The sequence below is a fragment of the Thioclava sp. 'Guangxiensis' genome (assembly GCF_045348365.1).
GTDB lineage: Bacteria > Pseudomonadota > Alphaproteobacteria > Rhodobacterales > Rhodobacteraceae > Thioclava > Thioclava kandeliae.
Genome location: NZ_CP155822.1, coordinates 1,269,330 through 1,283,732 on the forward strand (window position 1 = coordinate 1,269,330; position 14,403 = coordinate 1,283,732).

General features: G+C 60.9%; 10 protein-coding genes, 1 tRNA gene and 1 pseudogene. 5 read left to right on the forward strand and 7 right to left on the reverse strand.

Features of this window, described 5'->3' with window-relative positions:
• Positions 1-110 precede the first annotated feature (110 nt).
• The 4 genes from ABEB22_RS06300 to ABEB22_RS06315 form a co-directional block, all read right to left on the reverse strand.
• Entirely contained in the window at positions 111-752 is a 642-nt protein-coding gene (locus tag ABEB22_RS06300) for a DDE-type integrase/transposase/recombinase (RefSeq protein ID WP_406871072.1), read from the reverse strand.
• 81 nt (positions 753-833) lie between these two features.
• Positions 834-1,028: a transposase gene (locus ABEB22_RS06305; protein ID WP_406871073.1), complete on the reverse strand. Its 195-nt coding sequence runs from the start codon at positions 1,026-1,028 to the stop codon at positions 834-836.
• A 326-nt stretch (positions 1,029-1,354) separates the two neighbouring features.
• The gene (locus tag ABEB22_RS06310; protein ID WP_406871074.1) at positions 1,355-1,930 is read right to left on the reverse strand and encodes an AAA family ATPase; all 576 of its coding nucleotides are present in this window, start codon (positions 1,928-1,930) and stop codon (positions 1,355-1,357) included.
• Positions 1,931-2,070: 140 nt separating this feature from the next.
• Positions 2,071-2,146 (reverse strand) — tRNA-Ala (locus ABEB22_RS06315).
• Between the two features lie 1,037 nt (positions 2,147-3,183).
• Here ABEB22_RS06315 and ABEB22_RS06320 point away from each other — a divergent pair.
• Positions 3,184-3,366: pseudogene (locus tag ABEB22_RS06320) on the forward strand (IS256 family transposase); the annotation flags it as partial.
• Positions 3,367-3,580: 214 nt separating this feature from the next.
• Here the strand turns inward: ABEB22_RS06320 and ABEB22_RS06325 are convergent.
• Positions 3,581-6,685: a valine--tRNA ligase gene (locus tag ABEB22_RS06325; RefSeq protein WP_339113722.1), complete on the reverse strand. Its 3,105-nt coding sequence runs from the start codon at positions 6,683-6,685 to the stop codon at positions 3,581-3,583.
• A gap of 79 nt (positions 6,686-6,764) precedes the next feature.
• Entirely contained in the window at positions 6,765-8,726 is a 1,962-nt protein-coding gene (locus tag ABEB22_RS06330) for a bifunctional 2',3'-cyclic-nucleotide 2'-phosphodiesterase/3'-nucleotidase (RefSeq protein WP_406871075.1), read from the reverse strand.
• A 374-nt stretch (positions 8,727-9,100) separates the two neighbouring features.
• On the opposite strand from ABEB22_RS06330, the gene ABEB22_RS06335 reads away from it, so the two are divergent.
• On the forward strand, positions 9,101-10,243 hold the full coding sequence (locus tag ABEB22_RS06335) for a type III PLP-dependent enzyme (protein WP_350934672.1): 1,143 nt from the start codon (positions 9,101-9,103) through the stop codon (positions 10,241-10,243).
• On the opposite strand, the gene ubiG is transcribed toward ABEB22_RS06335, so the two are convergent.
• Positions 10,244-10,987, reverse strand: coding sequence for a bifunctional 2-polyprenyl-6-hydroxyphenol methylase/3-demethylubiquinol 3-O-methyltransferase UbiG (gene ubiG, locus ABEB22_RS06340; RefSeq protein WP_339113719.1), 744 nt, complete (start codon positions 10,985-10,987; stop codon positions 10,244-10,246).
• A gap of 67 nt (positions 10,988-11,054) precedes the next feature.
• Here ubiG and pip point away from each other — a divergent pair, with 67 nt between their 5' ends.
• The 3 genes from pip (at position 11,055) to nusA (ending at position 14,403) form a co-directional block, all read left to right on the forward strand.
• On the forward strand, positions 11,055-12,026 hold the full coding sequence (gene pip, locus ABEB22_RS06345; protein WP_339113718.1) for a prolyl aminopeptidase: 972 nt from the start codon (positions 11,055-11,057) through the stop codon (positions 12,024-12,026).
• Positions 12,027-12,196: 170 nt separating this feature from the next.
• A complete protein-coding gene (gene rimP / locus ABEB22_RS06350) occupies positions 12,197-12,790 on the forward strand; it encodes a ribosome maturation factor RimP (protein ID WP_339113717.1) in 594 nt (197 codons plus the stop codon).
• Entirely contained in the window at positions 12,790-14,403 is a 1,614-nt protein-coding gene (gene nusA / locus ABEB22_RS06355) for a transcription termination factor NusA (protein WP_339113716.1), read from the forward strand. Before rimP ends, nusA begins: the two co-directional genes overlap by 1 nt.

The window sequence follows — 14,403 nt, forward strand, 5'->3', positions numbered from 1 at the left end:
GGGGTCATCCCGCCGTTGCCCATGTTCGGACGTTCGTTGTTGTAGGACCAGAGCAATTCGGTGGCAATGTTCTGGACCTCGTCGATGGTTTCGAAGATGTGGAGGTCCAGCTATTCGTGCCGGACCGTCCGGTTGTAGTGCTCGACAAAGGCGTTCTGCTGCGGCTTTCCGGGCTGGATGTGCGCCAAGGCGATGCCTTTGTGTTCGGCCCATTCCATCAAGGTGCCGCTGATATATTCCGGGCCATTGTCGACCCTGATCGTCTTGGGCGGGCCGCGCCATTCGATGATCTGGTTCAACGCTCGGACAACGCGCTCGGCGCGGAGCGAGAAGTCGATCTCGATCCCTAGGCCTTCGCGGTTGAAGTCGTCTAGGACGTTCAGCAGCCGGAACTGGCGACCGTCCCCGAGGCGGTCTGCCATGAAATACATCGACCAGACTTCGTTCGCGGCCTCTGGAACCGCCGACGCCTCTGGCTTGTCCCGCTTCAGCCGCTTGCTGGGCTTAATCCTGAGATTCAGCTCCAGCTCGCGGTAGATCCGGGACAGGCGCTTGTGGTTCCACCCGTGCCCTTGGACGTTGCGCATGTAGAGAAAACACAGGCCGAAGCCCCAGGTCTTCTTTGCCTTTGTCAGTCCGGGCAGCAGACCGGCAATCTGTTCGTTCTCGTCATCGAGCTTCGGGCTGTATCGAAAGCACGTCTCGCTGACATCGAAGGCCCGATACGCTAGCGCAATGCTGACGCCCTTCATCGTCACCGCTTTTACGGCCAACTCCCGGCGTTGAGTTGGCGACTTCAGGCCTCCTTGAGCAGATCATTCTGCATGCTGACGTCAGCATACATGCGCTTCAGGCGGCGATTCTCCTCCGCCATCGCCTTCATCTCGCTGACGATACTTGGCGCGCCACTTGTACAGTGTCGTGCTGCTCATCCCGTGCTCACGGCAAAGCTCGGCTGCTGGCACACCGCCTTCCACCTGGCGCAGCACGCCCATGATCTGGACCTCGGTGAAACGTGTGTTCTTCATCGGAATCTCCTCACTCATCCTGACGAGAAAATTCTACTTCCGCATCCCTTTGGGATCAGGGGAGATTACCCGCTGAACGGAAAACTTGGTCTCACCAACCATCATGGCCTGTGCCGGTGCTACATGCCGCTACGTACGAGCGCATCTGGGACAGTTGTGCCGCGGCGAGCGACGATGAGGAAGTGTCTACAAAGCGCTGAGACCGGCCATCGGATGCAATGGCACGAATGACGGCAATGGGCCGTGAGTGTCAGGCAGCGGGAGGCCGGAGGGACCATGCGGTTTGTCCGCTTCAGCAGTTTCGCCAAGGAATCTAGAGATGAAGGTCAATTTGCCATTTGCTTACAGACAAAGTCGGCGCGTGTTACAAAATCGGCGCGCGGCAGCTCCGTGATTTTGTATCCGAGGGCCGTGTAGGTCTCGCGCATGACGGCACAGGTCGCTTCGGCTTCGGCGTGAGACTGCTTGCGTTCGGTGTCCTGCGTGAAGATCTCATCCCAATACGGCGCCAGAAAGACGCGGGCGTTGTAACTCGCTGCCTTAGCCGCTGCGGCGACGTGGGGCGGCACGGGGAGGCCGCAGAGGGTCAGGTAGCCCAAGATATCAGGGATGCCGCGGTCGAAGATCACGGGGCCTGAAAGCGCCTGTGCGTCGCTGTAGCCGCGCAGATCCCGCTCCAGCATCCGCTCGGCATAGGCCAGACGGTCGGCCCAAGGGAGGGCGTCTCCGCCGTGCGCCATCTCCTCGCGGATGATCGCGCGACCGGATTCGGGGATCGTGTGAAAGCCACGGCGGGAGAGCACGGTGATCAGGCTGGTCTTGCCCGCGACCCAAGGCCGCCCGTCACGACGAAGAAATGGTCGCTCATGGGCCATCCTTGGGTTTGGCAGAGGAAGGGCCACGACGATATCAACACGCCCTAGACGTGGATCAAAGCAGCATGGATTTTCATAGGGAAAACAGCACCGGTCTGCGTGGCAGAGGCAAAACCTCTGACGGGAAAGACAGAACTATCTGGTGCTTTTCATTTACAAGTAAATTTTGGTGGAGCCTAGGGGGATCGAACCCCTGACCTCTTGCATGCCATGCAAGCGCTCTCCCAGCTGAGCTAAGGCCCCGTGCGCAAAGTGTTTTGCGTAGGCGGGTTATTAGTAGGGAATTTGGGGTAGTGCAAGCGGGAATTTTGATTTTTTGTAATTTTCCAGAAGATGTTTTCGGATGTCGCGAGGAACCATCCCAGTGGTCTCATCCATATTTGGCCCGCTTATCAAAATGTCTCTTTTTACAAGACGAGGTGATAATGTCGCCGTCCCCCTTTTCTTTTTTGTGGTCTCTGAGCTGGCCTCGAAATGGTAATTGTCGTCGTCGGTCCTGAGAAGGTCGCTACGCCGTGCGCGGCGGTCTTCTTTGCGTCGCCTAAGACGCAAGTCGGTGAGCTGCAGCTTGAATATCTGGTGGTTACGACACTGGGGTGCGGTTAGGGTTTGGCTCGCGCAGGTGGGACCGCAAAGCGACGCATGAGGCGCCGAAGGGCAGGCATCCTAACTCCCCCGGGAACACCCACCCGCTCCGGATCAACGCTTCTGTGGACCTCCCCTCACTTTGCTGCGCCTCCACCAGTCCGATTGTTTGGGCGCAGCACAGCCCCCGCGCAGATGCAAGAGCGCCTGAGACCGGCGGGCCGTCGCGACATGGCTGGTCCCGGTTTCTGACAACCAATCAGGACTACGGTGCCGGCACCAACCAGGAATTCCATTGGGAACGTTGCCGCATATGGTCCTTGTTGATCCCGCTCGCTGCGAAAGTGACGCCAGACAGGTCTTTGTTAGACGGGACAAGATTGACCCGCCCGCCCGAGGTTTGGTGGAATACGAGATGGAAGAGACCTTATGTTCTGACATATCGGCCTTCGGTAGCTGTAAAAGGGTGGGGCATGTTAAAGGGCGCCTGCATCATCTTGATGGTATGCGTCCGGCATGGCGTGATGCGGTGCCAAGGGCAGGATTTCTCCACTCCCTCGATCACTGCCTCGCGCCCAGGAACCGATTTATCCAGCAACTGGCGGAATGCCCCCGGAATCTCGAAATATGGGGAGCCATTGTGCGCAGCGCATCCGGTTGCGAGCCTGAACCTGAACCGGTAAAGCTACGAGAGGATCAAACCCGTGGTGGATCTTCGCGCTTGCCGACCGGAGTGGCGATGCGGATTTGTTGCGCGAGATGATCGGCTTTATCGCGGAGCACCTGATGGCTCGGAGGTAGGCGTGGACCAGGGAGACATCAGGGCTGAGCGGCTGGCTCCGCGCAATGGCCCCAGAGAGCGGGATCGGCAGATCCGCGTATCCCGACATATCCGGTCTGGGGAAGGGAAGCGGGGAGGCTGTTCTCAGCGACACCCAGTAACGATCTTTCAGAACGTCAAGCAGCGCTGCTTTTTCAGCGGGGGTTTGCGGAGAGCTGTCGATGTGTCTCTGGTGGTCGGCCGGTTTGGTGATCTCGGCGCATAGGGGCATGAAAAAAGGCCGGGAAGATGTCCCGGCCTTTCCATCGTTATCAGCCCAGCTCTGCCAATCGTTTGACGGCAGCGGCGATCTTGTCCGCCTCTTCCTGACGAAGTGCCAGATTGCCGCGAGTTTCCTCGATCACCTCGGCCTCGGCTTTTTCGAGGAATTTCGGGTTCTTCAGACGCCCCTCCATTCCGCCGATCTCCTTCTGGATCTTGGCCAGAGCCTTCTCCAACCGGGTCTTCTCGGCCTTGACGTCGATCACCCCTTCGAGCGGCAGGCCGAAGAGCGCGCCATGGGCAGGGATCGAGATCGCCCCTTTCGGGATCGGCCCTTCGGTGATGCTGTCCACGCGCGCCAGTTTCAGGATCAGCGCCTCGTTATTGGCAAGCGCCGCACGCGCCGCCGCATCGGCCTCGGCCAGGATCATCGGCAGTTTCAGTCCCACCGGCACGCCCATCTGCGCCCGCGAGGAGCGGATTTCCTCGATCAGCGCGATCACCCAGTTCATCTCGGCATCGGCTGCCGGGTCAACGAGTTCCGCTGCCGTGTAAACGGGCCAATCGCCATGGGCCAGAAGCTTCGTGCGCTCGCCGGTCAGCTCCCAGAGCTCTTCGGTGATGAAGGGCATGATCGGGTGCAGCATGGTATAGGCCTGATCCAGCACCCAGCGCATGGTCTCGCGGGTTTCCTGTGCATGCTCGCCGTCAAACAGAGGCTTGGCGAATTCGACATACCAGTCGCAGACCTTGCCCCAGACGAAGCCGTAAAGTGCGTTGGCCGCGTCATTGAAACGATAGGTGTCAAAGGCAGCATCGACCTCTTCGCGGACCTTGGCGACCTCGCCCACGATCCAGCGGTTTACCGTATGGGTGGGCGCGGGCATTGCGACAGGTGCGCCCTCAAACACCCCATTCATCTCCGCGAAGCGGGTCGCGTTCCAGATCTTGGTGCCGAAGTTGCGATAGCCCGCGATGCGGTCTTTCGAGAGTTTCAGCACGCCGCCAAGGGCCGCCATTGACGCATTGGTGAAGCGCAGCGCGTCGGCCCCGAACTCGTCGATGATTTCCAGCGGATCGATGACATTGCCGGTGGTCTTCGACATCTTCTTGCCCTTCTCGTCACGCACGAGCTGGTGCAGGTAGACGGTGTGGAACGGCACCTGATCGACAACGGCGAGCTGCATCATCATCATGCGCGCCACCCAGAAGAACAGGATGTCAAAGCCGGTGACCAGAACATCGGTCGGGAAGTATTTCTTGGTGCTCTCGTCCCAGTTCGGCCAGCCCAGCGTGCCGATCGGCCAGAGGCCCGAAGAGAACCAGGTATCGAGCACATCGCCGTCGCGCCAGACCGGATAGACCAGATGGGTCGGGTCCTGAGACAGGTTATACTCGGCCAGAGATGCCGCCAGCGTTTCCATTGCGGCCTTCCGGTCGGCCACCTCGACGATACGGGCCGCCGAGAGTGGCACGGGCAGAGCGGCATTCGCATCGCGGAACATCTCGGTCACCGAGTCGAAATCGGCGGCGCAATGGTGGATGTCACCACGGTGCAGCATGCCGCCTTCGTTCAAGAGACGGCCCAGTTCGACCTCGTCCAGATCGCCATTGTTCTCGTCATCGGTGAAACCCGTCACCGACAGGTCCAGGCCATACCATACAGGGATCTGATGCCCCCACCAGAGCTGGCGCGAGATGCACCACGGCTCGATGTTTTCGAGCCAGTGGAAATAGGTCTTCTCGCCCGATTCCGGCATGATCTTGGTGCGGCCATCGCGCACGGCATCCAGTGCCTTGCCCACGATCTTCTCGGCATCGACGAACCACTGGTCGGTCAGCATCGGCTCGATCACCACCTTCGAGCGGTCGCCGAAGGGCTGCATGATCGGCTTGTCCTCGACATAAGGCACCCAGATCGCGGCTTCGTTATCCTCGTCATCAGTAATGATCTTCTCGATCGTCACCGCAAGCCCGGCGGCATTGATATCCGCGATCACCGCCTTGCGGGCCTCGAACCGGTCCATGCCACGATATTTCTCGGGCACGAGGTTGAGGCTGTCGATTTCCATCTCGCCCGCTTCGGCGCCTGCCGCGATCTCGCGGGCACGCGCCACGCAGTCCTCGTAAGGCAGGCCATCGGCGCGCATCGCGCCCTGCATGTCCATCAGGCGATACATCGGCAGGTTACAGCGTTTGGCGACCTGATAATCGTTGAAATCATGCGCGCCGGTGATCTTCACGGCGCCCGAGCCGAAGGTCATGTCCGGATATTCATCCGCCACGATCGGGATCAGACGGTCACAGAGCGGCAGATGCACCATCTTGCCGACGATGGGCGCATAACGCTCGTCTTTGGGGTTCACGGCCACCGCGCCATCGCCCAGCATGGTTTCGGGGCGGGTGGTCGCGATGGAGATATAGTCGCGCACCTCCTCGAAGGTGACGTTGCCGTCTTCGTCCTTCTCGCGGTAGGTATAGGTCTCGCCACCGGCCAGCTTGTATTTGAAGTGCCACATATGGCCCGCGACTTCGATATTCTCGACTTCGAGGTCCGAGATCGCGGTCTCGAAATGGGGGTCCCAGTTCACGAGACGCTTGCCGCGATAGATCATGCCCTTGTTATACATATCCACGAAGACCTTGATGACGGCATCGTGGAAATTCGGGCTATTTTCGTGGCCGGTGCGCGGATCGCCCGGTGCGCCCGCCATGGTGAAGGCATTGCGCGACCAGTCACAGGACGAGCCAAGTCGCTGAAGCTGGCCCACGATGGTCGAGCCGTATTGGCCCTTCCAGTCCCAGACCTTCTCCAGGAATTTCTCGCGGCCCAGCTCGCGGCGGCCCGGCTGGCCGGTCTTGGCCAGTTCCTTTTCCACCATCAGCTGGGTGGCGATGCCGGCATGGTCCTGACCAGGCTGCCAGAGCGTGTCAAAGCCGCGCATCCGGTGCCAGCGGACCAGAATATCCTGAATGGTGTTGTTGAACGCATGGCCCACATGCAGCGCGCCGGTCACGTTCGGCGGCGGGATCATGATGGTGAAGGTTTCGGGGCGCGAGGCATTGGCACCCGCTTTGAAGGCCCCTGCCTCTTCCCATTTGGCGGAGATGCGGGGTTCTGCCTCGGCGGCGTTGAAGGTCTTTTCCATCGGCATGCGTCTGATCCTTGTAAGGCTTGGCCCTCTTTAACGTGGGCCAAGCGCGAGGAAAAGCCTTTGGAGCAAGGCAAATGTGTCAGAGCGTGATCCGGTAGAGCGCGAATCCGTCTTGGGCTTCGCCCGCATCCGCGATCTGCACACCCTTCACGGCCTCCATGAAGTCCCGTCCAGCGGGGCCGGAGGCGAAGGTCACCGTGGTGCCTTCCATTGGCGCAAAGCTCCAGTTGCCATCCGCCGCGGGGTTGATCGTGCCTTGCTCCTGAATAAACCGCACGATGATATCGCGATTGGTATCGGGCCCTTCGAACACGATTTTCGAGGCATCCACGCCCGGGAAATGGCCACCGCCGCCAGCGCGGTAATTGTTCGACGCCACGATGAACTCCTGATCAGGGTCGATGGGTTTGCCCTCGAACATCAGATCCACGATCCGCCCGCCCTCGCTGACCTGTTTGCCCTCGCTGTCGAATTTGGCGGGTTTCGAGAGATCGATGCGGTAGCTCACCCCGTCGATCACGTCGAAATTATAGCTCGGGAAATCAGGGTTGAGGAGGGCCGCATCCTTGGCCCCCACTTCGATCTGGTTGAACGCCCCCGCCGAACGCTCGAGCCAGTCGGCCACGGTGGCACCCGTCACCTTCAGCGCGCGGAAGGTGTTGGGATAGAGATAGAGATCGGCCACATTCTTGATGGCAACAGGGCCTTTGGCGACATTGGTGTAATAGTCCGGCCCGCCACGCCCGCCACATTTGAACGGTGCCGCCGCCGAGAGGACGGCCAAATCCTTATAGGCGGTTTCCTTCAGCATATCCTTGGCATACCAGCTTTGCGCCTGCGAGACGATCTGCACCGAAGGGTCATCGGCGACCAGCGCGAAATAGCTGTAAAGCGGGGCCGAGGTCTCGCCCACCGGCGAGCGGATATAGGCGAGTGTCGCCTGATGGTCCGGCTCGACGGCCTCGGTGATGGGTGCGAAGCTCTCTGTCAGGGCGATCGCCTTGCGGTCCTCGCGCTTGTAGATGGGGCGGGCCTCGGAAGTATGGCTCACAATCCCCCATTTGCCGTTCTGCTTCTCCAGCATCAGGTCGATCAGCCCCATATGCGAGCCCCAGAACCCCGCCATCACGGCGGGCTTGCCGGCGAGCGTGCCCTTTTCGGCATCCACGCCCTCGATGCCCGCATAATCGGGGCCGGGCAGGACACGGTGCTGGTGGCCGGTCAGCACGACATCGATACCCTCGACCTCGGCCACATAAAGGGCCGCGTTTTCCATGCCTTCGGTATAGCCACCGCCCTCGATACCGGTATGGGCCAGAGCGATCACCAGATCACAGCCCTCGTCGCCTTTCAGCTTGGGCACCCATGCCTTGGCGGCCGCCACAATATCGCGCGTCGAAACTCGGCCTTTCAGATTGGCCTCGTCCCATTGCATGATCTGTGGCGGGACGAAACCGATCACGCCGATCTTCACCAGATGCGCCTCGCCCGAGCCATCGGTCAGGGCGCGCTCCATCACATAATAGGGCGGGAAGAGTGTCTGGTCCTCCAGCGGATCGGCGCCCAGCTCGGGGCCCGAGACGACATTGGCGCAGACGAAGGGGAAGGCTGCCGCCTCGAGGGATGCCTGCAGGAATTCGAGCCCGTAATTGAACTCGTGATTGCCGAGCGTCGCGCAATCATAGCCAAGGATGTTCATCGCCTTGACCATCGGGTGCACGTCATCGCCTACACCTTTCTGATGCGCGATGTAATCACCCAGAGGATTGCCCTGCAGCAAGTCGCCATTATCCAGCAGAAGCGTGTTCTCGGCCTCGTCGCGCAAGCCCTCGATCAGGGTCGCGGTGCGGGCCAGCCCTTGGGTGTCGTCGGGCTTGTCGCCGTAATAGTCATAGGGGTCGAGCGCGACATGGATATCGGTCGTCTCGATGATGCGCAGATGGATCTGGCCCTCGGCGGCCTCGGCCTTGAACGGATGCACCAGATAGGCGCCGGTGGCGGCGCTGGCCGACAGAAAGAAGCGGCGAGAAATGCCCGACATGAAAATCCCCTTCATCAGTTTTTTCCAAATCTGGCGCAGATCCCCGACAGTTTCACGACAATTGCGCAGGGCACGTCGGGTCAATCCGCCGCAACCTGCCGAAATGCGCGAAAATTAGACCACACGATCAATTCCTATCAACGAGCGGAGGACGGCTTCGGGGTTGATTTGGGTGGTCCAGCTGGCACTTTGGGGACGTGACGCGGTAATTTGCCCTTTTCAGGGCAGGGCTTTGGCCCCATATCGCAGCTCTGGAAAGGCAGGAAGGGCGGACAGCCTCACCTGAGAACGAATTGCGTAAGCGCTTTCCCATCCGCAGGGCGGTTCCTGCATTGGGGCAAAAGGTGGCTGCCACTATGATGGGAGGAAAGCCGATGGGCGTTTCGAAGACGATCTGGATGAACCCGTCCGAGATTATCCGTGTGAACCGGCCCGATCATCCGGTGCTGGTCTTCTCGCCTGCGGTGCTACAGCAGACGGCGGTGCGCTATATCCGCGGCTTTCCGGGGCTTGTGACCTATGATGTCAAATCGAACCCCGCCGAGATGGTGATCGAGAATCTCGCCGCCGCCAGTATCCGCGGCTTTGATGTGGCCTCGCCCGACGAGATCGATCTGATCCGCCGCCTCGCGCCCAATTGCGCGCTCCATTACCATAATCCCGTGCGCGGGCGGGCCGAGATCGCCCATGCGGTCGAGGCCGGCGTGAAGGTCTGGTCGGTCGATAGCCGGAGCGAATTGTCGAAGCTGGTCGATCTGGTGCCCTATGAGGGCTGCGAGATCTCGGTGCGCTTCGAGCTGGCCGACGAGACGGGGGCCTATGACGCAAGCGCGAAGTTCGGCGCGACCGAGGATCTGGCGGTTGCTCTTCTGCGCGATGTGGATGAGGCGGGCTTCAAGCCCTCGCTCACCTTCCAGCCCGGATCGCAGGTGACCGACCCGATGGTCTGGGACCGCTACATCCGTGCCGCGGCGCGCATTGCGGAGCAGGCAGGTGTCAGGCTTCACCGGCTTAACGTGGGCGGGGGATTCCCCAATCACCGCAAGGCGGGGCCTGCGCCCAAGGTCGAGGAGATCTTCACCACCATTGACCGCGTGGCAGGCGAGGCCTTTGGCGAGGCGCGTCCCGCATTGGTCTGCGAGCCGGGGCGGGGGCTGGTGGGCGATGCCTTCACCCATATCACCCGCGTGAAATCGCTGCGCGATGGCGGTGACGTGTTCCTCAATGACGGGATCTATGGCGGGCTGGCCGATCTGCCGCTGGTGGGCAATATCGAGCGCCTGACCTGCTACGGACCTGATGGCCGCAAGCGCGAGGGCGCAACGCTCCCGCGCACGGTCTTCGGTCCGACCTGCGATCCGGTGGACCGCCTACCCAGCCAGCTGGCGCTCCCCGAGGATCTGGAGGAAGAGGATTACATCGTCTTCCACGGCATGGGGGCCTATAGCGCCGTGACCAACACCCGCTTCAGCGGTTTCGGCAAGATGGAGATCGTCACGGCGCTCAGTCTTGTGTGATCAGGGCTTCAGGCTGGTGGTGACGTAATTCACCGACAGATCGCGCGCCGAGGTGGACCAGCGCCATGTGATGGGGTTGAGCACCATGCCCTTGCGGTCGACCATATCCAGCTGGGCGTTCAGGACCATGTCCTCCAGCTCGTCGGGGGTGATGAACTTTGCCCAGTCATGGGTGCCGTTGGGGAGCCATTTCAGGATCCGTTCGGCCCCGATGATGGCGAACATATAGCTCTTGGCATTGCGATTGAGGGTGGAGACAAACATCATCCCCCCCGATTTCACCAGCGCCGCACAGGTCTCGATGAACTCTTGCGGCACGGCCACATGTTCGACGATCTCCATCGCCAGAACCACGTCGAATGTCTCGCCATCTGCGGCCAGCGCCTCGGCGGTGCCGTGGCGGTAATCGATCTCGAGCCCCGATTGCTCGGCATGCAGCCGCGCCACCGGCAGGTTGCCTTCAGCGGCATCCACACCCACCACGGTCGCGCCGAGCCGCGCCATCGGTTCCGACAGGAGCCCGCCGCCACAGCCGATATCCAGAATGCGCAGCCCTTCAAAAGGTCGTGCGTCGCGCAGGTTGCGGCCGAATTGCGCTGCGATCTGTGTGGTCAGATAGTCGAGGCGGCAAGGGTTCATCTGGTGCAGCGGGCGGAACTTGCCGTTCGGGTCCCACCATTCGGCGGCCATCGCCTCAAATTTGGCGACCTCATCGGGATTGATCGTCGATTTCGCGTCTGACATGCTTTGCCCTCGAAATATCTGCCTCTGCCCCGTGGTGGAGCACCGTTTTGCGCTATATAGTCTGATCATGGATAGAACTGCAGGTCAAAAACGTCAGCCGACATCATATCTTTACCCGCCGATCGAGCCTTTCGACCGGCGGATGCTGGATGTGGGCGATGGCCATCAGCTGTATGTCGAGCAATCGGGCAATCCGCATGGCGTGCCCGTGGTAGTGTTCCATGGCGGTCCGGGGGGCGGGTGCAGCCCCGCGATGCGCCGGTTCTTCGATCCGGCCCATTACCGGATCGTGCTCTTCGACCAGCGTGGTTGCGGGCTGTCCAAGCCGCAGGCCTCGGTGGAGCATAATACCACATGGCATCTGGTCGCCGATATCGAGCTGATTCGTCAAACCCTCGGGATCGAGCGCTGGATCGTTTTCGGCGGCAGCTGGGGGGCAACGCTGGCGCTGATCTATGCCGAGGCGCATCCGGACCATGTGCAGGCGCTGGTGCTGCGCGGTGTGTTTCTGGCGATGCAGCGCGAGATCGACTGGTTTTACGGGGGCGGCGCGGGGCAGTTCTTCCCCGATCTGTGGGCCCGCTTTTGCGAGCAGATCCCCGAGGAGGAACGCGACGATCTCGTCGGGGCCTATCACAAACGCCTCTTCTGCGGCGATTATGTGACCGAGGCCCGCCATGCCCGCATCTGGACGATGTGGGAAAACGCTCTGGCATCGGTGGATACTGACGGCCATATGGGCGAGGCGCCGGCGGATTATGCCCGTGCGTTCGCGCGTCTGGAAAATCACTATTTTACCAACAGGGCCTTTCTCGACGAGGATGGCCAGATCTTGCGTGACCGTCACCGGATCGAGCATATCCCGACCATGATCGTGCAGGGGCGGATGGATATGATCTGCCCGCCGCTTTCGGCATGGCGTCTGGCGCGGGACTGGCCGCTGGCCGAACTGCAGATGGTGCCAGCCTCGGGGCATGCGCTGTCGGAGCCGCGTATCACGCAGGCGCTGGTGGGCATCATGGACAGGCTGCGTCGCTGAGGCTCCGAAAGCGGGGCCTGCGCGAAACGCTTGCAAACAGGCGTTCTGTAAGCTATAGACAGGGCCAACAGCGGCGTGTCGGGCTTGGCTCGGCATCCACCGAACCTATGTAACGGGCCGCTTGGCCCGTTTTTTGTTATACGGGTCAAGGCATTCAACGAAGGACGGACATGACCGACCTCATCGCAAAGACCGCCATCGACCGGCGTTTGGCAGATATTGTTCAGCCCACCATTGAGGGGCTGGGTTTCGAGTTGATTCGTATCCGCCTGCAGGGCGGCAGGACGGCAACGCTCCAGATCATGGCTGATCGCCCCGAGGGCGGTATCATCGTGGACGATTGCGCCAAGATCTCGACCGCGGTGAGTGCCGTTCTGGATGTGGAAGACCCGATCGAGGAGAATTACCATCTCGAGGTCTCCTCGCCGGGTATCGACCGCCCGCTGACGCGTCTGAAGGATTTCGACGCATGGGAAGGCTACGAGGCGAAGATCGAGACCTCCGAGATGATCGACGGCCGCCGCCGCTTCAAAGGTTTTATCCGTGGCACGGAGGGCGAGGAGGTCCTTCTCGAGCTGGAAGAACAGGGCGAGACGGTGACCATCGGTCTGCAATTCGACTGGCTGTCGGATGCAAAACTCGTGCTGACCGACGACCTGATTGACGAGATGCTGCGCCAGAAGAAAGCCTCTGGTGCGATTGATGAAACCCAATTCGACGAGATCGAAACGGATACGGATGCTTCCGACGAGGAGAAAGAGTGATGGCAATCACCTCTGCCAACCAGCTTGAACTGCTGCAGACCGCCGAGGCCGTGGCCCGCGAAAAGATGATCGACCCCGATCTGGTGATCGAGGCGATGGAGGATTCGCTGGCCCGTGCGGCAAAGTCCCGTTACGGCTCGGAAATGGACATCCGCGTCCATATCGACCGCAAGACCGGTCGTGCGACCTTCACGCGGGTGCGCACCGTCGTGGCCGACGAAGATCTGGAAAACTATCAGGCAGAGCTGACCGTCAAGCAGGCCAAGCAATACAAGGCAGAGCCGGAGATCGGTGACGAGATCATCGACGAGGTTCCCCCGGTCGATCTGGGCCGCATCGCCGCGCAATCCGCCAAGCAGGTGATCCTGCAGCGCGTGCGCGAAGCTGAGCGTGACCGCCAGTTCGACGAGTTCAAGGATCGCAAGGGCACCATCATCAATGGTGTGGTCAAGCGCGAGGAATACGGCAATATCATCGTCGATATCGGTCGTGGTGAGGGTATCCTGCGCCGCAACGAGAAGATCGGCCGCGAATCCTACCGCCCGAGCGACCGCATCCGCTGCTTCGTGAAAGACGTGCGCCGCGAGACCCGTGGCCCGCAGATCTTCCTGTCGCGCACCGATCCGCAATTCATGGCGGAACTGTTCAAGATGGAAGTGCCGGAGATTTATGACGGCATCATCGAGATCAAGGCCGTGGCCCGTGATCCGGGCTCGCGCGCGAAGATCGCCGTGATCTCGCATGACAATTCGATCGACCCCGTCGGCGCTTGCGTCGGTATGCGCGGTTCGCGTGTGCAGGCCGTCGTGGGCGAGCTGCAGGGCGAGAAGATCGACATTATTCCGTGGAACGAAGATACCGCGACCTTCCTCGTGAACGCGCTGCAGCCGGCAGAAGTGTCGAAAGTGGTCTTCGATGAAGAAGCGCAGAAGATTGAAGTGGTTGTGCCCGACGAGCAGCTGTCGCTGGCCATCGGCCGTCGCGGCCAGAACGTGCGTCTTGCCTCGCAGCTGACCGGTCTCGACATCGACATCATGACCGAGGCCGATGAATCGAGCCGCCGTCAGGCCGAATTCGCAGAGCGGACCAAACTGTTCGTGGATGCACTTGATATCGACGAGTTCTTTGCCCAACTTCTGGTTTCGGAAGGCTTCACCACTCTCGAGGAGGTGGCCTATGTCGAGAGCGACGAGCTGATGTCCATCGAAGGTATCGATGATGGCACCGCCGAGGAACTCCAGGCCCGCGCCCGCGATTATATCGAGGAGCTGAACCGCAAGGCCATCGAGAGCGCTCGCGCGCTCGGTGCCGAGGACAGCCTCTTCGAGGTCGAAGGTCTGACCGCACCGATGGTCGAGGCGCTGGCAAAAGACGGCGTGAAGACGCTGGAAGATTTCGCGACCTGCGCCGACTGGGAGCTGGCCGGTGGCTGGACCACCGTCGATGGCAAGCGCCAGAAAGACGACGGTCTTCTGGAGGCGTTCGACGTCTCGCTGGAAGATGCGCAGACAATGGTTATGACCGCACGCGTTCAGCTGGGTTGGGTTGACCCGACCGAGCTGGAAGCAGCGGCAGACGTAGAAGAGGCCGAGGGCGAAGAGCCCAAGGCCTGA

Excerpts from the sequence above, each read along its gene's own strand:
- ABEB22_RS06300 (WP_406871072.1), bottom strand. The coding sequence starts at position 752 with ATGAAGGGCGTCAGCATTGCGCTAGCGTATCGGGCCTTCGATGTCAGC.
- ABEB22_RS06305 (WP_406871073.1), bottom strand. The coding sequence starts at position 1,028 with ATGAAGAACACACGTTTCACCGAGGTCCAGATCATGGGCGTGCTGCGC.
- ABEB22_RS06325 (WP_339113722.1), bottom strand. The coding sequence starts at position 6,685 with ATGCCGATGGAAAAGACCTTCAACGCCGCCGAGGCAGAACCCCGCATC.
- ABEB22_RS06330 (WP_406871075.1), bottom strand. The coding sequence starts at position 8,726 with ATGTCGGGCATTTCTCGCCGCTTCTTTCTGTCGGCCAGCGCCGCCACC.
- ABEB22_RS06335 (WP_350934672.1), top strand. The coding sequence starts at position 9,101 with ATGGGCGTTTCGAAGACGATCTGGATGAACCCGTCCGAGATTATCCGT.
- ubiG (WP_339113719.1), bottom strand. The coding sequence starts at position 10,987 with ATGTCAGACGCGAAATCGACGATCAATCCCGATGAGGTCGCCAAATTT.
- pip (WP_339113718.1), top strand. The coding sequence starts at position 11,055 with ATGGATAGAACTGCAGGTCAAAAACGTCAGCCGACATCATATCTTTAC.
- rimP (WP_339113717.1), top strand. The coding sequence starts at position 12,197 with ATGACCGACCTCATCGCAAAGACCGCCATCGACCGGCGTTTGGCAGAT.
- nusA (WP_339113716.1), top strand. The coding sequence starts at position 12,790 with ATGGCAATCACCTCTGCCAACCAGCTTGAACTGCTGCAGACCGCCGAG.